At 60.5% G+C, this 20,044-nt stretch carries 18 protein-coding genes; 10 read left to right on the top strand and 8 right to left on the bottom strand.

Annotated elements, in window-relative coordinates:
• Complete coding sequence (locus E0H22_RS07895) at positions 1-1,005, bottom strand: ABC transporter substrate-binding protein (protein WP_233025103.1); 1,005 nt, start codon at positions 1,003-1,005, stop codon at positions 1-3.
• Between the two features lie 200 nt (positions 1,006-1,205).
• Here E0H22_RS07895 and E0H22_RS07890 point away from each other — a divergent pair, with 200 nt between their 5' ends.
• Positions 1,206-1,952 carry a GntR family transcriptional regulator gene (locus E0H22_RS07890; protein ID WP_233025102.1) on the top strand — a complete coding sequence of 249 codons (747 nt, stop codon included), beginning with the start codon at positions 1,206-1,208 and terminating at the stop codon, positions 1,950-1,952.
• A gap of 96 nt (positions 1,953-2,048) precedes the next feature.
• Positions 2,049-3,029, top strand: a complete 981-nt coding sequence (locus E0H22_RS07885; RefSeq protein ID WP_233025100.1) for a Bug family tripartite tricarboxylate transporter substrate binding protein — start codon at positions 2,049-2,051, stop codon at positions 3,027-3,029.
• 57 nt (positions 3,030-3,086) lie between these two features.
• On the opposite strand, the gene E0H22_RS07880 is transcribed toward E0H22_RS07885, so the two are convergent.
• The 6 genes from E0H22_RS07880 to E0H22_RS07855 form a co-directional block, all read right to left on the bottom strand.
• Positions 3,087-4,736: a dipeptide ABC transporter ATP-binding protein gene (locus E0H22_RS07880; RefSeq protein ID WP_233025098.1), complete on the bottom strand. Its 1,650-nt coding sequence runs from the start codon at positions 4,734-4,736 to the stop codon at positions 3,087-3,089.
• Positions 4,737-4,741: 5 nt separating this feature from the next.
• Positions 4,742-5,572, bottom strand: a complete 831-nt coding sequence (locus tag E0H22_RS07875; protein WP_233025097.1) for an ABC transporter permease — start codon at positions 5,570-5,572, stop codon at positions 4,742-4,744.
• Positions 5,573-5,585: 13 nt separating this feature from the next.
• Complete coding sequence (locus tag E0H22_RS07870; protein WP_233025096.1) at positions 5,586-6,605, bottom strand: ABC transporter permease; 1,020 nt, start codon at positions 6,603-6,605, stop codon at positions 5,586-5,588.
• Positions 6,602-8,188, bottom strand: a complete 1,587-nt coding sequence (locus tag E0H22_RS07865; protein ID WP_233025095.1) for an ABC transporter substrate-binding protein — start codon at positions 8,186-8,188, stop codon at positions 6,602-6,604. The genes E0H22_RS07870 and E0H22_RS07865 overlap by 4 nt, the downstream gene beginning before the upstream one ends.
• 76 nt (positions 8,189-8,264) lie before the next feature.
• Entirely contained in the window at positions 8,265-9,851 is a 1,587-nt protein-coding gene (locus E0H22_RS07860; protein ID WP_233025094.1) for an ABC transporter substrate-binding protein, read from the bottom strand.
• A 173-nt stretch (positions 9,852-10,024) separates the two neighbouring features.
• Complete coding sequence (locus E0H22_RS07855; protein WP_233025093.1) at positions 10,025-10,255, bottom strand: hypothetical protein; 231 nt, start codon at positions 10,253-10,255, stop codon at positions 10,025-10,027.
• Positions 10,256-10,482: 227 nt separating this feature from the next.
• Here E0H22_RS07855 and E0H22_RS07850 point away from each other — a divergent pair, with 227 nt between their 5' ends.
• The gene (locus E0H22_RS07850) at positions 10,483-10,833 is read left to right on the top strand and encodes a hypothetical protein (RefSeq protein WP_233025092.1); all 351 of its coding nucleotides are present in this window, start codon (positions 10,483-10,485) and stop codon (positions 10,831-10,833) included.
• A gap of 96 nt (positions 10,834-10,929) precedes the next feature.
• Here the strand turns inward: E0H22_RS07850 and E0H22_RS07845 are convergent, their stop codons facing one another.
• On the bottom strand, positions 10,930-12,474 hold the full coding sequence (locus E0H22_RS07845; RefSeq protein ID WP_233025091.1) for an acetolactate synthase large subunit: 1,545 nt from the start codon (positions 12,472-12,474) through the stop codon (positions 10,930-10,932).
• Positions 12,475-12,713: 239 nt separating this feature from the next.
• On the opposite strand from E0H22_RS07845, the gene E0H22_RS07840 reads away from it, so the two are divergent.
• The 7 genes from E0H22_RS07840 (at position 12,714) to E0H22_RS07810 (ending at position 20,044) form a co-directional block, all read left to right on the top strand.
• On the top strand, positions 12,714-13,322 hold the full coding sequence (locus E0H22_RS07840) for a L,D-transpeptidase (protein WP_233025090.1): 609 nt from the start codon (positions 12,714-12,716) through the stop codon (positions 13,320-13,322).
• 118 nt (positions 13,323-13,440) lie between these two features.
• The gene (locus tag E0H22_RS07835) at positions 13,441-14,250 is read left to right on the top strand and encodes a DUF2927 domain-containing protein (RefSeq protein WP_233025089.1); all 810 of its coding nucleotides are present in this window, start codon (positions 13,441-13,443) and stop codon (positions 14,248-14,250) included.
• A 69-nt stretch (positions 14,251-14,319) separates the two neighbouring features.
• Entirely contained in the window at positions 14,320-15,261 is a 942-nt protein-coding gene (locus E0H22_RS07830; protein WP_233025088.1) for a histone deacetylase family protein, read from the top strand.
• 86 nt (positions 15,262-15,347) lie between these two features.
• The gene (locus E0H22_RS07825) at positions 15,348-15,599 is read left to right on the top strand and encodes an exodeoxyribonuclease VII small subunit (protein ID WP_233025087.1); all 252 of its coding nucleotides are present in this window, start codon (positions 15,348-15,350) and stop codon (positions 15,597-15,599) included.
• 132 nt (positions 15,600-15,731) lie between these two features.
• On the top strand, positions 15,732-17,039 hold the full coding sequence (locus tag E0H22_RS07820) for an SGNH/GDSL hydrolase family protein (RefSeq protein ID WP_233025086.1): 1,308 nt from the start codon (positions 15,732-15,734) through the stop codon (positions 17,037-17,039).
• A 332-nt stretch (positions 17,040-17,371) separates the two neighbouring features.
• Positions 17,372-19,297 (top strand): 1-deoxy-D-xylulose-5-phosphate synthase, encoded by a 1,926-nt coding sequence (gene dxs, locus E0H22_RS07815; protein WP_233025085.1) that lies wholly within the window; start codon positions 17,372-17,374, stop codon positions 19,295-19,297.
• A gap of 204 nt (positions 19,298-19,501) precedes the next feature.
• Complete coding sequence (locus E0H22_RS07810; protein ID WP_233025084.1) at positions 19,502-20,044, top strand: nucleoside 2-deoxyribosyltransferase; 543 nt, start codon at positions 19,502-19,504, stop codon at positions 20,042-20,044.

The following is a 20,044-nucleotide window of genomic DNA, read 5'->3' as shown; positions in this document are numbered from 1 at the left end:
TCAGTAACCAAGCGCGGTCTTCGGCTTGCCGGTCACGGCTTCGAGAAACTGGTAGTCCATGTTCTTCTCGACCGCGGCGGACACGTCGGCATTGATGTATTTCAGGTCGCGCATCATGACGGCGATGGCGCGGGCCGAGGCGCGATACAGCTTCGGATCCGGATCGAGGTTGTCGACCGCGCCGGCCGCAACGCTCTTGTCGAGGCCGGTGATCTTCGAAATCACGTCGATCAGGGCAGGCTTGTCGGCCGCAATGAAATCACCGACTTTGACGACCGCGCGCACGACCTCCTCAAGCTGCTTCGGCTTGTCCTTCACGACATCAGAGCGGGTGAGAATGATGTTGGTCAGCTTGCCGGCCGCCTGATCGTAAGGGAGCCCGAACAGCTTGGCCGCCTTGTTCTGCAGGATCTGCGTCGCGAAAGGCTCGACCGTGCAGATCAGCTCGACCTCGCCGCGGCGCAGCGCCTGCAGGTGATCGGACGGATTGGGAATATTGACGAACTGCACATCCTTGTTGATGTCGATGCCTTCTTTGGCGAAGGCGCCGCGCATATGGATGTCCTGCGCATTGCCCCGCGAGGCAGCGACGCGGAACGGCTTACCGGCCGCCTTGAAATCCGCGATGGCCTTCTTCAGCGACGCCCAGTCATTCGGCGTGACTGCCAGATCATTGGCCACCAGCATGGCCGAGCCGCCATTCACCTGCCCGGAAATGGCCACGACATCGAAGCCCTTATCGAGCGCAATGGCATAGTGCAGGTAGGTGGCCTGCGCGACGTCGATATTCTTCGACACCAAAGCGGTCAGCGCATCGGTTCCCGTGTTGAAGGCGATCGCGTCGATTTTCACGCCCTTGGCATATTGCGGCGTCAGCGACATCGGCGTGCAATGCGCACATTTCGCAAAGCCGACCTTGATCACCGGCTCGGATTGAGAAAACGCGGCCGGAGCCGACAACGACAAGGCAAGCAAGACAAAGAGACCAGAAATGAACTTCCGCATGATCGCAATCTCCTGAAGGAAAGCGGGGAATTCGCAGTCCCACCCAGGAGAGCAAGCAACGTGCCAAATTTAATACGATATCCAATCATTATTTTATCTAGTAATTTCAATTAGAAGATATTATTTTATGTGCGCTTACAACGCACTTTTTTTAAGCGCTCGGACTGTTTCCAAGGCAACGGACACGCTGGAATTGAATGATGAATGACGTCACGTCGCGCCCTGTGCTCCGCACGCGCTTCAAGCCCAAGCGGCTGAAGCTTGCCGCCGATACGCCTGCGCGCCCACTCGATCGGATGTCGCTGCATCACCAGTTGCTCGCCCGGGTTCGCGAAATGATCGTCGAAGGTGAGTTGCAGGCCGGTGCGCCACTCCCCGAACGGATGCTGTGTGAGACATTCGCCGTGTCGCGGACCCCGCTACGCGAGGCCTTCAAAATTCTGGCGTCCGAAGGGCTCATCGAACTGCGCCCGCATCGTACACCGGTGGTGACCCCGATCGATTGCAACGAAATCGCAGACAGTTTCTCGGTCATGGTGGCGCTGGACCGCATCGCCGGCCATGCGGCGGTGACCTTGGCAACGGACACCGACATCGATCGCCTGGATCATATGCATCGACAGCTGGTCGAACTGCATCGCGCAGCCGAACGCGTCGCCTACTTCCGGCTCAATCAGGACATCCATATCGAGATCACAAGACTCGCCGGCAATCCGGTCCTTCTCAATATCTGGACCACGCTCAATGTGAATATCTATCGTGCCCGTGCCGCAGCCAACACCGATGCGGGACGATGGGACGCATCCGTGCAGGAACATGAAGCATTCATGGAACTGATGCGCGCACGCGACCCCGACGGGTTTTCGGCGGCGCTCAGCGAGCATACGCGCAAGACTGGAGATGCGGTGCTCACAGCACTTGGAAACGCCTCCCGCAAGCCCGTTTGACGCGCCGCACAGGGCTGACCGGCTTGCATGAAGGTCAAATCTCGCCGAACATGCACACAAGCGCCACCAATGGCGCAGCATATCGGGAGGATTAACGTGCGGATCAAAGCCGTTCATATCGCCATGCTCGCTGCCATGGCTGGCTTTTCAACCATTGCCGGCAATGCGCACGCTCAGGGCTGGCCGCAAAAGCAGATCACCTTTATCGTGCCATTTGCAGCTGGTGGCGGAACCGACGCGTTTGCGCGGCCACTCGCCGCCCAGCTCGATAGCCAGCTCGGCAAGCGGGTGATCATCGAAAACCGCGCTGGCGCGGGCGGCACGGTCGGCGCATCCGCTGCGGCAAAAGCGGCACCGGACGGCTATACGTTCTTCATGGGTGCGGCGCACCATGCGATCGCGCCATCACTCTATCCCAATCTCGATTATGATATCGAAAAGGACTTCATCCCGGTGGCGCTGATTTCACGGCCGCCGCAGGTGGTGGTGGTCAATCCGGACAAGGTACAGGCCAAGACGCTCGGCGAATTCATCGCCTTTGCCAAGGCCAATCCGGACAAGCTCTCTTACGGCTCTGCCGGCGCCGGCACCACGCATCATCTCGCCGGTGAATTGTTCAAGATCCTCACCCAGTCCAAGATCCAGCATGTCCCCTATCGTGGCGCAGGCCCCGCCATGCAGGATCTGATCGCAGGTCATGTCCCGGTCGTTTTCGACGGCCTCGGCTCATCGGCTGCCCCGATCCGTGCCGGTCAATTGCGCGCCCTCGCCATCGCCGCGCCGAAGCGCGTGCCGGCTTTCCCTGATATTCCGACAGCCGCAGAAGCTGGACTGCAGAACTACGAAGTCGCTACCTGGTACGGACTGTTCGCGCCGAAAGGCACACCGGCAGACATCATCGAGCGCATGAAAAAGGAACTGAAGGAAGCGCTGCAGACAACGGCGATCAAGGATGCGTGGGAGCGCAACGGCTCCGACGTGCCGGATGTCGCCGGTCCGGAATTTGGTAAAATGGTCTCAGCCGATGTCGCCCGCTGGCGCAAGGTCGTGACAGAGGCCGGCGTCAAACTGGACTGAGCCGGCCTCTATGGTCTGATTGCCTTATATAGTCTGCTGACTTGGAGCCGTGGCCGCTCAGGCGATCGCGGCTGCTTTCATTCCGGGGCCGGCGAACATGCGCTGTCCCGGGATCGCATCGAGCAATGCACGGGTATAGTCGTTGCCCGGATTCTCGAAGATCGTCTGCGTCGGGCCCTGCTCGACGATCTCACCGCGACGCATCACGACGATGCGGTCGGCAATTTCGGCGGCGACGCGGAGATCGTGGGTGATGAAGATCATGGCCAGATTCATCTCCTCGCGCAGCTCGGCGAGCAGTTTGAGCACCTGCGCCTGTACCGACACGTCGAGCGCCGATACCGCTTCGTCCGCCACCAGCACCTGCGGCTTCAGGGCTAGCGCACGCGCGATGCAGATGCGCTGGCGCTGGCCGCCCGAGAACTCGTGCGGATAGCGTTCAGCCGCACTTTCCTGCAGACCGACGCGAACCAGCAGCTTCTTGGCATCCGCCATCGCCTGCCGGGCGGGCGTGCCATAGGCAATCGGACCGCCGGCAATGGCATCCCCCACCTTCTGCCGCGGATCGAGCGCCGCAAACGGATCTTGGAATACGATCTGGATCTTGCGGCGCATCTGTCGAAGATTTTCACCACGTTGCGCCAACAGATCGGAACCGGAGAACTTCACCGATCCGGTATCCGGCTCGACCAGACGCATGATCAGACGGCCAAGGGTCGACTTGCCCGAACCGGACTCGCCGACGATCGCCACCGTCTCGCGCGCCTGCAACGCAAGCGAGATATTCTGCACGGCGTCCGTACGACGCGGGGGCAGAAACATGCCCTGTTTTGTGATGAAGGTCTTGTTGAGACCGACCGCATCCAGGATCGGTTCGCCCGTGATCTTGCGGTCGGCCGCATTGAGCGAGCGGCCGCCGGGAACGGCTGCGATCAGACTCTTAGTGTAATCGTCCTTCGGATTGCGCAGCACTTCATCCACCGTGCCCTGCTCGACGACGCGACCATTGCGCATCACGACGACGCGGTCGGCCACATCGGCGACGACACCGAAGTCATGGGTGATCAGCAGCACGCCCATGCCGCGCTCAGCTTGCAGCTTCTTCACCAAGGCGAGAATTTGCTTCTGAGTGGTGACGTCGAGCGCGGTGGTCGGCTCGTCCGCCAGCAGCAGCGCCGGATTGTTCGCCATGGCCATCGCGATCATGATGCGCTGACGCTGACCGCCCGAGAGCTGGAACGGGAAGCTGCGCGCGAGCGCCACGGGATCCGGCAGACCGACGGCCTTGATCAGTTCCTGCACACGAGCATCGACGGCTTCCCTGGATAGGGCTGGCTTGGCGTGTGTGACGATCGACTCTGCAATCTGCTGGCCGACACGGGCAAGCGGATTGAGCGCGCTGAGCGGTTCCTGGAAGATCATGGAGATCGCACCGCCGCGCAGTTTGCGCATGGTGGCTTCTTCGGCCTTTGCGACGTCCTGACCATCGAACTTGACGGAGCCCTGCGCGATGCCGGTGCGATCCGGCAGCAGGCGCAGGATCGCATGCGCCGTCATCGACTTGCCCGAGCCGGACTCGCCGACGAGACAAACGATCTCGTTACGGTTGACGTTGAAGGACACGCCCTCGACCGCGAAGGCGCGATCCGCGCCCGACGGCAGACTGATGGCGAGGTTCTCGATGGCGAGGAGAGTGTTATCGGTCATCGGGATTATCGCCTACGTGAAATGCGCGGGTTCATGACGTCGTTGAGACCTTCACCCACGAGATTGATGGCGAGCACGGTGAGCAGGATGGCGAGGCCGGGAAACACGCTCATCCACCATGCCTGACGGATCACCGTGCGCGCGGCACCGATCATGAAACCCCAGGACATCAGATTGGGATCGCCGAGGCCCATGAAGCTGAGCGCACTCTCGATCAGGATTGCACTGGCGACAGCTAGCGAACCAGTGACGATGATCGGTGAGATCGCGTTGGGCAGGATACGGCGAAGCACCACGGTGATCGCACGCTGCCCCTGACACACCGCGGCCTGCACGAATTCACGGCCACGCAGGCGCATGAATTCCGCACGCGTCAGGCGCGCGAGCGGCGGCCAGCTGACGATGCCGATCGCAAAGATCACATTGGAAATCTTCGGTCCCAGCGTCGCCACCAGCAGGATCGCCAGCACGAAACCCGGAATCGTCTGGAAGAGTTCGGTGAGGCGCATCATGACCTCATCGACCTTGCCGCCAAAATAACCCGCGATGGCGCCGATGGTGACGCCGATGATCAAGGAAGTCAGGGTCGACACCACGCCGATGATCAGCGAGATGCGGGCACCATGGGCGATGCCGGCCGCGACGTCGCGGCCGAGCATATCGGAGCCAAGCCAGAGTCCCTCGCTGAGCGGGGGCTGGAACGGCGCACCGACCATATCCCAGGGATCGTCGGGGAACAGCCATGGCGCAGACACCGCGAGGAGTACCACGCAGAGCAGAATGAACAGGCCGATCATTCCGGTGGGGTGACGGAGAAAAGCTTTGAAGGTCGTCATTGCCAGCTTCCGTTCACGATGCCGCACGCACGGAGACACGCGGATCGATCATCCGGTAAATCGCGTCGGTCAGAAGGTTGAGTGCGATCACGATCACTGACATCACCAGGAACACACCGAGCAGCACCGGATAATCGCGCTGCAGCAGCGCGTCATAGATGAGACGGCCGAGTCCAGGCCAGGCGAACACGGTCTCGATCACCACCGCCCCGCCGACCAACGCACCGGCTTGCATGCCGGCCACCGTCACGATCGGAAGCATCGCGTTGCGCAGAATATGGCGGATGATGATGGCGCCCTGCTTCAGGCCCTTAGCCTTGGCGGTCTTGATGAAGTCCTGATGGGTGACGTCAAGCACCGACGAACGCATCAGGCGCGTATAGATCGCCAGATACACGGCGGCCAGCGAGACAACCGGCAGGATCATGTGCTTGCCAATGTCGAGCATGCGCTCGAACGTCGTCATCTGCACGCCGATAGTGGCGTAGCCAAATGCCGGTAGCCAATCGAGTTCGACAGCGAATAGCAGCACCAGCATCAGGCCAAGCCAGAATACGGGCGTTGCATACAGCAGAAGGGACACGATAGTGAGTAGCGTATCCGACCACTTGCCGGCGCGAATGCCAGCGAGGGTGCCGAGAAAGATGCCCGAGATCAGCGCCAGAATGAATGCGGTCGCCGTGAGCAGCAGCGTGGCCGGCAAACGTTCCAGGATCAGCGACGCCACCGTGCGTTGCTGGCGATAGGAATAGCCGAGGTCCAGGGTGAGCACACGCCCGAGATAGTTCGCGAGCTGCACTGGATAGGGCTTGTCCAGACCGTATTCGGCGCGGAGCTGCTCCAGCAATTTTTCGTCAGACGCGCCACTCTGACCCGCGATGACCTGAGCGGGATCGCCAGGGGCTGCATGAACAAGAATGAAGTTGAACGTCGCGATGACGAGCACCACCGCGACGAATTTCACTACCCAACTCGCAAGGGCGAGAGCGACCGCGCCAGCACGGCCGCCCTTGTTGATTGCAGCCGAACTCATCCGAAATACACCGAGCTGAACGACTCATGCACGCCGACGCCGGTCGAAGTGACGTTCTTCAGGCGCTTGTCGATGAAGGTCGGATAAGCTGCTTCGAACATCCAGACCACAGGCACGTCCTCGACCAGGATCTTCTGCACCTTGCTGTAGAGTTCCTGGCGTTTCGCTTCGTCGATAGTCGACGCAGCCTCGTCGAAGAGTCGGTCGACTTCAGGATTGGAATAGCCGGCGGTGTTCGAGAACAGGATGCCCTTCTTGATGTTTGATGAGATGTACGTGCGCGACACACCGAGCGCCGGATCGCCGTACTGATAGACGAGATTTCCGGTGATCTCGTAATCCCAATTCGAGAATTTCTCGGCCCAGCCGCCAACATCGGTGTTCTCCAACTGGATGTCGATGCCGGCGCGACCGAGCGACTGACGAATGAACTCGCCGGCACGCTGATAGACCTCGCCATAAGGCGGGATCAAATATTTCAACGTAACGCGCTTGCCGTCGGGACCGGGCTTGAGACCCATTTCGTCCAGCAACGCCTTGGCTTTCTCGACGGAGTAGTCGTAGCGCTTGACATCTTTCTCGTAGAACCTGGTCTTCGACGACACCGGGCCGGTTGCGATCTTCGGCATGCCGAAATAAACGCGTGCTGCCATCGACTTCAGATCGAGCGCATGGGCGATGGCCTGACGGAAACGTTTGTCGTCCATCGGCTTGACGCGGTTGTTGAGCTCCAGCCACTGATGCGGGGCGAAATACTCGTAGCCCTTGGTGGTCATCTCGTAATTCGGCAGCTTCGACAGGCGTGCGACATCATAGAACTCGATATCGTTCCACTGCGTAAGCTGGATCTTGCCCTGCTCCAGCGCCACCGAGCGCGAGGCGGCGTCCGGAATAACGCGATAGATGACCTCGTCGAGATACGGTTCGTCCTTGCGATAATAACCTTCGTGGCGCACGAGATGAACATGCGAGCCCTTGACCCATTCCTTGAGCTTGAACGGACCCGAGCCGATCGCCTGGGCATTCGCCGGATTCTTGCGATAATCCGAGCCGTCATAGATATGCTTCGGCACGATCGGACCGGTGGTGCAGTCGAGCGCGGTAAGGAACGGAGCAAACGGGGCCTTGAGCTTGAAGATCACAGTGAGCGGATCCGGCGTCTCGGCCCTTTCGATGCGCGAATAAATCGCACGCGCACGGGCATGCGTCTCCGGCAGCATCTTGGTCATGGAGAACACAACGTCTTCCGACGTCAGCGGCTTGCCGTCGTGGAAAGTGATGTTGGGGAAGAGCTTGAATGTATAGGTCAGGCCATCTGGCGAGACCTCCCAGGACTGCGCGAGTCCGGGCATCGGCTTGAGATCGGGGCCGTAGCGCAGCAGGCTCTCATAAATCTTGCCGCCCAGCGTGAGGGTCGGCTGCTGCTGGTTCAACGCGGTGACCAGAATCGGCGGCTCCGGCTGGATGATGGTGTTGAGCGTACCGCCCTTGGTCTGCCCGGCAGCTCGCGTTATGCCCAACGGAATGCCCGAGAGAGCCACCGCGCTGACACCCATCAACTTTGCGAATTCACGCCTGTTCATAGTCTTTTCCTTTTTATAACAGCGATCGCCAGGCGCGGTACGCCCGGCGACCGCCGCCCTATCCTGACTTTCGATTTCAACCGAGTGTGACGGCTCCGAATGTTTCATGCACGCCGATGCCGGAGGTGATGACATTCTTCAACCGCTTGTCGATGAAGTTCGGGAAGTCTTGCTCGATCATCCATGCGATCGGGACTTCTTCTACGATGATTTTTTGCACGGCCGTGTAGAGTTCCTGGCGTTTGGCGTCGGAGGTCGCCACGGCGGCTTCCTCGAATAGCCTGTCTACCTCAGGATTGGAATAGCCCGCGACATTTGAAAACAGGATACCTTTTCGAATGTTTGACGATACATAACTGCGCGCTACACCCAATGCGGGATCACCGAGCTGATACAGCAGATTGCTGGTCATTTCGTAATTCCAGTTACTGACTCGCTCCGCCCAGCCAGCCATATCGAGATTCTCGAGTTGTACGTCGATGCCGACACGACCGAGAGACTGCTTGAAGTACTCGGCGCTGCGCTGCCACAACTCACCGTAGGGCGGCACCAGATATTTGAGCGTGACGCGCTTGCCGTCCGCACCGGGCTTGAGCCCCATTTCGTCGAGCAGCGTCTTCGCTCTGTCAAGCGAGTAGTCATAGGACTTGACGTCCCCTTCATAGAAACGCGTCTTCGACGACACAGGGCCGGTCGCAACCTTCCCGAGCCCGAAGAAAACCCGTTGCAGCATCGCCTTGCGATCGATCGCAAACATTACAGCCTGACGGAAACGCTTGTCGTCCATCGGCTTGACGCGGAGGTTGAACTCCAGCCAGAAATGCGGCGCGAAGAATTCGTAGCCTTTCGTCGTCATCGTCACATTGGGCAGCTTCGACAGTCGCGCCACATCGAAGAGTTCGACATCGGTCCACTGCGTCAGCTGTACCTTGCCCTGCTCGAGCGCAACGGCGCGCGATGCGCCGTCCGGAATCACGCGATAGATGATTTCGTCCAGATATGGCTCACCCTTGCGGTAGTAGCCTTCATGCTTGACGAGATGAACGTGCGATCCCTTCACCCACTCTTTCAGTTTGAACGGACCGCAGCCGATGGCCTGCGCGTTGGCTGGATTCTTGCGGAAATCAGTACCTTCATAAATGTGCTTCGGCACGATAGGTGCGGTTGTGCAATCGAAAGAGCCGAGAAATGGCGCGAAAGGCGCCTTCAGCTTGAACACCACCGTGAGCGGATCCGGGGCTTCTGCTGTTTCGATGCGCAGGAAGGTGCCACGAGCGCGTGCATGGGTTTCGGTCAGCACCTTTGTCACCGAAAACACTACGTCTTCCGATGTCAGCGGCTTTCCGTCGTGGAAGGTGATGCCGGGAAAGAGTTTGAAAGTATAGGTGAGGCCGTCCGGCGACATGTCCCAGGATTGTGCAAGACCCGGCATCGGTTTGAGATCGGCACCGTAGCGCAGCAGGCTTTCATAAATCTTGCCGCCCAAAGTGAGGGTCGGCTGCTGCTGGTTCAGTGCGGTTACAAGGATCGGCGGTTCGGGCTGGATAATGGTGTTGAGCGTGCCGCCCTTGGTCTGGCCGACGGCACGGGTCACTCCAAGCGGAATGCCGGACAAGGCGGCCGCACTCAACCCCAGCAGCTTCGCAAATTCACGTCTGTTCATTCCCGTTCCCCTTGATCACGGCCGAGAGTGAACGTCGCGGTTGCGCGCCCCTGACCGGTGGAGAGGAACTAGCAAGTTTCACGCCGCACCATCGCCATCAGCAATGATGCTGGCAATTGCAGCCATGCCCCAGTGGAATTGCTCAAAATCGGAAGCCCACCTCAAGCGCGACCCTAGAGATCCGTATCCACCCGCGAGTCCGCCCCCGCGCGAAGACGACGGATACCCGCTTCGATGGCACCGATATCCCCTTCGAGCTGGCCGAGCAGAACCCCGAAATCGAAATCGTCGCGATCGCGGATCGAGGCGGCGAGCTGTTCGCGATGCGCCTTGAGATCGAGCAGAGCATCAAGCTGATTGGTCTGAACATAGGCGGCGACAACCACCTGGATAGCACTCGTCACGTCGGCAGAATTTCCTTTTTCCACCGGGATTCAGCTCCCGGCCGTCTCTCACTTCGCATGCGCCCCGAGTTCTAATTATGGCGGAAACGATATCGCCCCCGACGCCGTGCGAGTTCCGCAACAGGCTCATGCCGCGCCAAAGAACCGATGCATGTTTCTGATCCGGAACGTGTCGCCAAGCCCAACGTTGGCGGTGCAGGGGGATAACCTACATAGAGGATAACCCGATGAAGAAAACGATTCTCGTAACAACCGCAGCCCTTTTGATGGCGGCTCCTGCTTTCGCTCAGAGCGGCGCAAATCCGAATGCACCGCAGATGAATTCCACCGGAACCGGCGTCACCCAGCCTGGCACCAACAGCCGCGGCACTGCCGTCGATGTGCCTGAGCGAAGCGGCGCCAAGACGATGCCGCGTGCGAAAGGCTCGCAAGCAGGTAACAACTCGAATTCCATGGGTGGTCCAAATTCGGCCGCAGGCACGACCGGCATGGGCGGCCGCAATGCCGATCAAGGCCGAACGTCCGGCGGTGGCAGCGGAGGCGCAAGTGGCGCTGGCGGTGCAGGTAGCGGCAACTAGCAAAGCTGACTGACGCTTCTCCCTGAAACATCCCTAAAAGAGAAAAGCTCCGGATCGCTCCGGAGCCTTTCGTTCGCTTAAAGCAATGTCGTGCGCTTACATGATCACTTCGATCAGCTTCGGACCTTGCGAGGCGTTGGCGTTGTCCAGCGCCTTGTTGAAGTCCTCGGCAGTGGTCACCGCCACACCCGGGACGCCCATACCCTTGGCCAGCGACACCCAGTCGAGATGCGGGCGATCGAGTGTCAGCATATCGAGCGCGCGGCTGCCCATGGCACCGGCACCGACATTGTCGAACTCGCCCTTCAGAATCTGGTAGTTGCGGTTGGCAAATACAACGGTGGTAACGTCGAGGTTTTCGCGCGCCTGGGTCCACAGCGACTGCGGCGTGTACATGGCCGAACCGTCGCCGACCATGCAGATTACCTTGCGGTCCGGGCAGGCCACAGCGGCGCCGGTGGCGACCGGCGTCGAGAAACCGATCGAGCCACCCATGTTCTGCAGCCAATCATGCGGCTTTGCAGCAGCGGTCGGGGCGAAGAAGCCGCGGCCAGTGGTGATGGATTCGTCGACGACGATACCGTTCTCGGGAATGCCACAGGCGATCGCCGCAGCCACCGTGGCGTGGTTCAGCGCTCCGGTCGGCTTGACCAGTTCGGCATGCTTCTGCGGCTTGACGTCCGATGACTTCGCGCCGACGGCGCTGGCCAACGCTTCGAGTGCGGCCACAGAATTCTCACCATTCGCCGTCAAGCGGTGCACGTTGCAGCCTTCCGGCCTCAGAACGCTCGGCTTGTTCGGATAGGCGAAGAACGCCACGGGGTCGTTGGCTTCGATCAGCACGATGTTCTTGAAGTTCTTCAGCACCGGCAGCGCCGAGTCGACCACGTAGGGCACGCGCTCGACGAAGAAGCGGCCCTGACCACGGGCCATGCGCGGGTTGTAGGTCTGGCTGATCACCTTGCAGCCGGTCTTGCCGGCGATCTGCTCGGCGAGCGCAAGGCCCTGCTCGGTCAGCGCCGAACCGGTCAGCAGCAGCAGCGTGGTCTCGCCCTCCTTGGCGAGCTTGGCGGCGACATCCACTGCCGGGGCGTGGAAATTGGCGCGCTGCTCCGGTGCCGGTACCTTGGCGATGCCGTCGGCCTCGTTCCAGGCGGTGTCGGCCGGCAGAATCAAAGTGGCGATCTGAGCCTGGGCGCCGCTCGCAGCGGCGATCGCGGCAGCACCGTCGGCAGCCACGGTCTTGGCGCTCGGCGAGGTACGCACCCACTGCGACATCGGACGGGCCAGACCTTCGATGTCCGAAGTCAACGGCGCATTGTGCTCGATGTGATAGACGGCATGCTGGCCGACAATGTTGACGATGCCCGAATTAGCTTTCTTGGCATTGTGCAGGTTGGCGAGACCGTTGGCGAGACCAGGGCCGAGATGCAGCAGGGTCGAGGCCGGAGTGCCCTTCATGCGATAATAGCCGTCGGCCGCACCGGTCACGATGCCTTCGAACAGGCCGAGCACACAGCGCATGCCTTCGACACGATCGAGCGCCGCGACGAAGTGCATCTCCGACGTTCCCGGATTGGCAAAACAGACATCCACCCCGCCTGCCACCAGTGTCCGTACCAGGCTCTCCGCACCGTTCATTATCCAGCTCCAAGTTTTCCTGCGAAATCGCGGAGTTGATCAACCATTGTTCGGAGGGCCCGTCAAAGGGGGCGCACGCAACGCTTCGTCGCAAGACATGCGCAGCAAGCGGTCAACGCCGCCGAACGATTGCGCCAGTGCCGCCCTGCACTTCGAGCGCTTCTCACCAAGCAGTGGGTTGCGGAGCAGCGTGAATTATGGCCACTCTGCGGCTCAATTTTCCATCTGGCGAGGAGACTATGAAGCGTATTCTAGCTGCCCTGTCCGTTTTGACCGCAATTACTGCGGTTGCGTTGCCTGCGGAAGCCCGCACCCGCAATCAACAAGCCGCCCCCGACTTTGTGGTCGATGACGGCCCATCGCTATCCAATTTCTTCTCCAATTTCGGCAACGGTAACAGTTCAGGCCCGATTCCGCGCCAGACCGTCGGTTTCCAGAGCAATTACGCACCCGGCACCATCGTGGTGAACACCGCGGAGCGCCGTCTCTATCTCGTCCAGCCGGGGGGCAGCGCTTTGCGTTATGGCATCGGCGTCGGCCGCGACGGCTTCCGCTGGGGCGGCGTACACCGCGTCACCGCCAAAAAGGAATGGCCGAGCTGGACGCCGCCGGCACAGATGCTTCGCCGCCGCCCCGACCTTCCGCGCTTCATGGAAGGCGGCCCGGACAACCCGCTCGGCGCGCGCGCTATCTATCTCGGGTCAACGTTGTACCGCATCCATGGCTCCAACGAGCCAGAGACCATCGGACAGGCCGTATCGTCGGGCTGCTTCCGCATGACCAATGAGGACGTCACCGATCTCTACAATCGCGTCCAGGTCGGCGCGACGGTGATCGTCAAGAACTGATCGGCCGCCCTGAAGGTCTCGCCTCGGTGCGAGACCTTCAGGGCTCGACCTTCAATTATGCGTGGGTGCGGCCATTGAACGCTTGCGCCCCTGCGCCTTGTGCGCGAGTTTCGGTGCAATGCACCCTTCTCCATTCCAGCGCGGCCTTCGGCCTGCTTTCCTCGCCCTGGCGAGCCTGAGTTTCGTTGTCGTCCCCTTGCCTGCCGGCGCCGGCGAGCCTGCGATCATCGCCGCCCATCAAAAGCACCAGAAGAAGAGTTTTACCGACAGTCAGATCATCGACGGCTTTCTGAAGACCGCCTTCGGCGCCGAATATCATCTCGCCGGACGGGTCGATCGGATTCGCAAATATGAGATTCCGGTCCGTGTCTTCGCCGATGGCGGTACCGCTGTGCGCAAGAAGCAGATCGGCAAGGTCGTCGCCGATATCGGCCGCCGCGTGCAGCATCTCAATATCGCCATGGTGGAGAGCAGCGCGGAAGCCAATGTCACCGTCAAGCTGGTGCGCGACCGTGACCTGTACCCGACCCTTGCTTCGTTTTACGGCGAGGATCGCGCCAACGAGATTCGCACCTCGCTCGATCCGCAGTGCCTGTCGGGTTTTCGAAAGAACGATCAATTCGAGATCGAACGTTCCGACGTGATCCTCACCACCGACAACGGCGACTTCACATTCTACGACTGCGCCTATGAGGAGATGTTGCAGTCGCTAGGCCCCATCAACGACACCAATTCCGTCCCCTGGACGATGTTCAACGACAATGTCTCGATGGGCTTCTTCGACATCTACGACCAGTATCTGCTCAACATCCTGTACGATCCGCGGATCAAGGCGGGCATGACGGTGCAGCAGGTGCGTGCCCTGTTGCCTCAGGTCCTCGCAGACGTACGCCTGTGGGTGAGCAAGGTAAATGAGTTGCCGGACTAGAAGGCTATCGGAACTCGTCCTGACGCGTTAGGTTGTCGCAACCGACATCTCCCGCACCGGGACCATTGCATGACGACGCTCCTTCTCTCGCATCCGGCCTCGCTCAATCACCTCACGCCACCCGGCCATCCCGAACGGCCGGACCGCATGCGCGCGGTTGCACAGGCGCTCGGCGATACCAGCTTCGATGCGCTGGTACGGGCGGACGCGCCTGAAGGCAGCCTCGATCACGTCAGCCTTTGCCACGACAATCACTATATCGATGAACTCAGGCACATCGCGCCAGCCAGCGGCCTGGTCTATATCGATGGTGACACATCGCTTTCGCCGGGCACCTGGGAGGCCGTGATGCGCGGGGTCGGCGGGGCCATTACGGCCACCGACGCTGTCATGAAGGGCGAGCACAGCAACGCCTTCGTTGCGACGCGTCCGCCCGGTCACCACGCCGAGAGCAACAAGGCGATGGGCTTCTGCTTTTTCGATCAGGCCGCCATCGCCGCGCGATATGCGCAGCGCACGTATGGCATCAGCCGTGCCGCAGTGGTCGATTTCGACGTGCATCACGGCAACGGCACACAAGAGATCTTTTGGGCCGACAAGAGCGTGATGTACTGCTCCACTCATCAGATGCCGCTCTTTCCCGGCACTGGCGCCACGCAGGAACGCGGCGAGCACGACACTGTCGTCAATGCTCCGCTGCGCGACGGCGACGGCAGCGCCAAATTCCGCGCGGCCTTCGATAACCTGATCCTGCCGCAGCTTCAGAAATTTTCTCCCGAATTGATCATCATCTCGGCCGGCTTCGATGCGCATCGCCGCGATCCGCTCGCTTCGCTCGAACTCGATGCGGCCGATTTCGGCTGGGTGACGCGCAAGCTACTTGATCTTGCCGATCAGACCGCCGGCGGCCGCATTGTCTCGGTGCTCGAGGGCGGCTACGATCTACAGGGTCTGCAGGAATCGGTTGCAGCGCATGTGACTGCACTGATGGGCAAGCCAACATCGGCATAGCGCGTGTGCAATGCAACCGGGTCGCCACATTGCGCCCGCAAACATCTCTATAGAATTGCGCGTCCCGAACGCACACGGAAGAGCGAATGGCCGAGAACATCCACGCCGACGTCAAGAAACTGACTTTCGAGACGGCGATCGAAGAGCTCGAATCGATCGTGCGCCGCCTGGAAGAAGGCAAGGTGCCACTCGAGGAATCGGTCGCGATCTATGAACGTGGCGAAGCTTTGAAACGCCGTTGCGACGAGTTACTGCGCCAGGCCGAAGCACGCGTTGACAAGATCACCACCAATGCGAACGGCCAGCCGGTCGGCATGGAGCCGCTGGACGTGGAATAGACGCGCCGCCGCCCAGCTGCCCGGATGAGTTCGTGCAACCTCCCACAACCCTCAGACGGCGTTATGCGTCGATTTTAGAGCTTGGCCTGTGGCGCACCCTGCTATAGTCCGCTGTCAGTTCGGGGAACCAGCGTGCGCGTCGAGCACCGTCATGTCATCTATGTGCAGGGATACGACCCGCGGGGCCTCGCGCAATATTACCGCATGTTCCGCACGGAACTGCGCAAGTTTGGCCGCCTGTATGGCCTGACGACCACGGTCGGGCGTCCGAAGGAACACGCGGGCGGCGAATTTGCTCACGAATCCGCCTCCTGGACCATCGAGACCGCCGGCGACGGCTGGCAGACAAGGACCAATTACGACTTCCTTCGCTGGGAAGACCTGATTCAGCGGGATCTCGCGGCGCCGATCTGGCGCACCATTGCCCACGGCATGCTGATCTATTGGGGGTTGGTGTTTTCCGGCACCATGGGCCGCTTCTGGCGTGCCCATTGGCGTTTTGCCACCTTCATCAGCTGGCCCCACTTTGTGCTGCTGAACGAGGCCATCTGGTCGGCTGCGGTCGCGTGGCTGGTGGCCTGGGCGCTCAAGATGCTCGGGATACACAGCTTTCTGGTCGGCTGCGCCGCCTTAGCCGTGTTTATCGCCGTGCTCGGCTCGCTGGTGAAATACACCGAAGAGCGCACCTATCTGCTCTATCTGATGGCCGACACCATTTTCACGTGGCAGTTCTCGCATGGCAACCGGCCCGAATGGGATGCGCGTATCGACCGGTTTGCCCAGCATCTGGTGAAAGTCGCGCAAAATTCCGATGCGCAGGAGATAGTACTGGTCGGCCATAGCTCCGGTTCGTTTCTCGGCTCGGAGATCCTCGCCCGCGCTTTGAAGCTTGATCCCGATCTTGGGCGCCACGGTCCGCGTATCGTGCTGCTGACGCTCGGCGGCAACATGCCGATCGTCGGCTTCCATAAGGGCGCGCGGGAATTTCGCGACAATCTGCGACGACTGGCTATAGAACCGTCGATTGACTGGATCGACTGCCAGTCACGCAAGGACGTGATGAATTTCTATCCTTTCGACCCGGTTGCCGGACACGGAATCCATGTCGGGCCCGAAAAGCGAAACCCGATCATAGTACCGGTGAGATTTCGCGAAATCGTACGCTCCGATCATTACCACCGGTTCCGCTGGAAGTTCTTCCGCGTTCATTTCCAGTTCGTAATGGCCAACGAACGGCCGCACCCCTACGATTTTTTTATGATCGTTTGCGGCCCGGTTCCTCTCCGTGAACGTATGGCTCAGCCTGCCGCAACCCTCGCATTGGTGAACGGCGACCTCACAACCCGCGAAAATGCATGGAAGGAGCTTGATTTGGGCCCAAGAAGTGCCATTTCGCCGTCGTCCAGCGATAGTCGACCGGCAGTCCGGCGGCTCGGCTAACCCAGCTACGCGAATGTGCAGCCGGAACCCGAAGGCCTCCATGGTTGGCTTTGGCTAAGGCTTTGGTGTAAAGGGACAAGGTTCATCTGCAGTGAACCAGGCGGCGACGCCGGTCGTTAACGGTGATAAGCGCTTCAACCATCTGACTAAAATGTTCGGATGAAGAAGCAATCAAGCATGCTAGATACCACGACGAAAAATCGAAGCCCATTATAAGGCCTCGAAACAAGCTTCCCGGTTCTGGGGGATGCGGTAGTCCGAACCGTCTGGCGCCTTCGCGCGACGAACTGGAAGCTACCGCAACTCCGGACATGTCAAATTGGAATAGTGCCGTGACCAATTTTAGTAAGACCCCGCTGCTCGATACCATCCGGACACCGGAAGATCTGCGCAAGCTGAAGGTCGAGAAGATTCGTCAGGTCGCCGACGAATTACGTCAGGAAACCATCGACGCAGTCTCTGTCACCGGAGGCCACTTCGGCGCGGGTCTCGGCGTGGTCGAACTAACCACCGCACTTCACTACGTCTTCGATACGCCGCGTGACCGCATCATCTGGGACGTCGGGCATCAGGCCTATCCGCACAAGATTCTGACCGGTCGTCGCGACCGTATCCGTACCCTGCGCACCGCTGGCGGTCTCTCCGGCTTCACCAAGCGCAGCGAGAGCGAATACGATCCGTTCGGTGCTGCGCATTCGTCCACTTCGATCTCGGCCGGCCTCGGTATGGCCGTGGCCCGCGATCTGTCAGGCGGCAAGAACAACGTGATCGCAGTGATCGGCGATGGTTCGATGTCGGCAGGCATGGCCTATGAGGCCATGAATAACGCCGGCGCCATGAATTCCCGCCTAATCGTTATTCTCAACGACAATGACATGTCGATCGCACCGCCGGTCGGCGCCATGTCGGCCTATCTGTCGCGCATGTATTCGGGTAAGACCTATCGCGGTCTGCGCGATGCCGCCAAGCAGCTCGGCAAGCATCTGCCCAAGCTGATCGCCGACCGCGCCGAGCGCGTGGAAGAATATTCGCGCGGCTTCATGGTCAATGGCGGCACGCTGTTCGAAGAACTCGGCTTCTACTATGTCGGCCCGATCGACGGTCACAACCTCGACCACCTGCTGCCGGTGCTGCAGAATGTCCGCGACATGGAAACCGGCCCGATCCTGGTTCACGTCGTCACCCAAAAGGGCAAGGGCTACGGTCCGGCCGAAGCAGCGGCTGACAAGTACCACGCCGTCGTCAAGTTCGACGTCGCCACCGGCACCCAGTCGAAGTCCAAGCCGAACGCCCCGGCCTATCAGAATGTGTTCGGCCAGAGCCTCGTCAAGGAAGCCGAGAAGGACGACAAGATCGTCGCCATCACCGCGGCCATGCCGTCGGGTACCGGTGTCGACATCTTCAACAAGGCCTTCCCGAAACGCACCTTCGACGTCGGTATCGCCGAGCAGCATGCGGTGACATTCGCTGCCGGTCTCGCCACGGAGGGCTACAAGCCGTTCTGCGCAATCTATTCGACCTTCCTGCAGCGCGGCTATGACCAGATCGTTCATGACGTCGCGATCCAGAACCTGCCCGTGCGCTTTGCCATCGACCGCGCTGGTCTGGTGGGCGCCGACGGCGCGACCCATGCCGGTTCGTTCGACAATGCCTATCTCGGCTGTCTGCCGAACATGATCATCATGGCCGCTTCCGACGAAGCCGAGCTGGTCCACATGGTCGCGACCCAGGTCGCCATCAACAACCAGCCAAGCGCGCTTCGCTATCCACGCGGCGAAGGCCGCGGCGTCGAGATGCCGGAAGTCGGCATTCCGCTGGAAATCGGCAAAGGCCGCATCATCCGTCAGGGCAAGCAGGTTGCGCTCTTCTCCTTCGGTACCCGCCTCGCCGAATGCGAAAAGGCCGCCGACGAACTCGCTGCCCATGGCCTCCAGGCAACCATCGCCGATGCGCGCTTCATGAAGCCGCTCGACGTCGAGCTGCTGCTGAAACTGGCCCGCGAGCATGAGATTCTGCTGACCATCGAGGAAGGCTCAATCGGCGGCTTCGGCTCGCATGTCATGAACACGCTGGCTGAGCACGGGATGCTCGACGGCGGCCTGCGCATGCGCTCCATGGTGCTGCCCGACATTTTCCAGGACCACGACACCCCTGCAGCGATGTATGCCCAGGCGGGACTCGACTCCAAGGGCATCGTCAAGAAGGTGTTCGAGACCCTCGGCAAGGATTTTGCCGCCGAGACCGTCAAGCTCGCCTGACACAAACTCTTCTGTCATCGCCCGGCTTGACCGGGCGATCCAGTACACACCGCACCTTCCGCGTATACTGGGTCACCCGGTCAAGCCGGGTGACGACAAGCGGTAAGGAAACGAGGCACCTCGCAATCCAAACACGAATTGCCTCGTTCTCGTCTGAATTGGCGTGCCAAGGTCGGCCCGCTTTGCGATCACGACGGGGATTTCATGAATATCTACCTTGCAGGCCCCGATGTCTTCCTGCCCAACGCCGCCGAGATCGGCCGGCGTAAGGTTGCGCTTTGCAAGCGCTATGGCGCACACGGATTCTTTCCACTCGACAATGACGTGGACGTGAAAGCCGGCGACGCCTCGCGCCAGATCTTCCATGGCAATGAAGCCATGATGACCCGCTGCGACATCGTCATCGCCAATCTCACGCCCTTCCGCGGACCCAGCGCCGATTCCGGCACTGTATTCGAGCTCGGCTTCATGGCCGGTCATGGCAAACTGTGCTTCGGCTACAGCAACGACCCCGCCCCCTACGTGGATCGCGTGCGCCGCATGACCGCAATTAACGACAACGACGGCCACCTCACCGACAAAGACGGCCTCGCCGTCGAGAATTTCGGCCTCACCGACAATCTCATGGTGATTCACGCACTCGACCTCTATGGGTCGCCGCTGATCGTCCCGCGCGAAGCCCCATCGGATGTCTGGCAAGATCTCACCAGCTTCGAAGCCTGTCTGAAACTCGCTGCCTCGTACTGA

Source organism: Rhodopseudomonas boonkerdii (assembly GCF_021184025.1).
Lineage (GTDB): Bacteria > Pseudomonadota > Alphaproteobacteria > Rhizobiales > Xanthobacteraceae > Tardiphaga > Tardiphaga boonkerdii.
This window is presented reverse-complemented; position numbering and strand designations above follow the sequence as displayed.

Excerpts from the sequence above, each read along its gene's own strand:
- E0H22_RS07895 (WP_233025103.1), bottom strand. The coding sequence starts at position 1,005 with ATGCGGAAGTTCATTTCTGGTCTCTTTGTCTTGCTTGCCTTGTCGTTG.
- E0H22_RS07890 (WP_233025102.1), top strand. The coding sequence starts at position 1,206 with ATGAATGACGTCACGTCGCGCCCTGTGCTCCGCACGCGCTTCAAGCCC.
- E0H22_RS07880 (WP_233025098.1), bottom strand. The coding sequence starts at position 4,736 with ATGACCGATAACACTCTCCTCGCCATCGAGAACCTCGCCATCAGTCTG.
- E0H22_RS07875 (WP_233025097.1), bottom strand. The coding sequence starts at position 5,572 with ATGACGACCTTCAAAGCTTTTCTCCGTCACCCCACCGGAATGATCGGC.
- E0H22_RS07870 (WP_233025096.1), bottom strand. The coding sequence starts at position 6,605 with ATGAGTTCGGCTGCAATCAACAAGGGCGGCCGTGCTGGCGCGGTCGCT.
- E0H22_RS07865 (WP_233025095.1), bottom strand. The coding sequence starts at position 8,188 with ATGAACAGGCGTGAATTCGCAAAGTTGATGGGTGTCAGCGCGGTGGCT.
- E0H22_RS07860 (WP_233025094.1), bottom strand. The coding sequence starts at position 9,851 with ATGAACAGACGTGAATTTGCGAAGCTGCTGGGGTTGAGTGCGGCCGCC.
- E0H22_RS07850 (WP_233025092.1), top strand. The coding sequence starts at position 10,483 with ATGAAGAAAACGATTCTCGTAACAACCGCAGCCCTTTTGATGGCGGCT.
- E0H22_RS07845 (WP_233025091.1), bottom strand. The coding sequence starts at position 12,474 with ATGAACGGTGCGGAGAGCCTGGTACGGACACTGGTGGCAGGCGGGGTG.
- E0H22_RS07840 (WP_233025090.1), top strand. The coding sequence starts at position 12,714 with ATGAAGCGTATTCTAGCTGCCCTGTCCGTTTTGACCGCAATTACTGCG.
- E0H22_RS07835 (WP_233025089.1), top strand. The coding sequence starts at position 13,441 with ATGCACCCTTCTCCATTCCAGCGCGGCCTTCGGCCTGCTTTCCTCGCC.
- E0H22_RS07830 (WP_233025088.1), top strand. The coding sequence starts at position 14,320 with ATGACGACGCTCCTTCTCTCGCATCCGGCCTCGCTCAATCACCTCACG.
- E0H22_RS07825 (WP_233025087.1), top strand. The coding sequence starts at position 15,348 with ATGGCCGAGAACATCCACGCCGACGTCAAGAAACTGACTTTCGAGACG.
- E0H22_RS07810 (WP_233025084.1), top strand. The coding sequence starts at position 19,502 with ATGAATATCTACCTTGCAGGCCCCGATGTCTTCCTGCCCAACGCCGCC.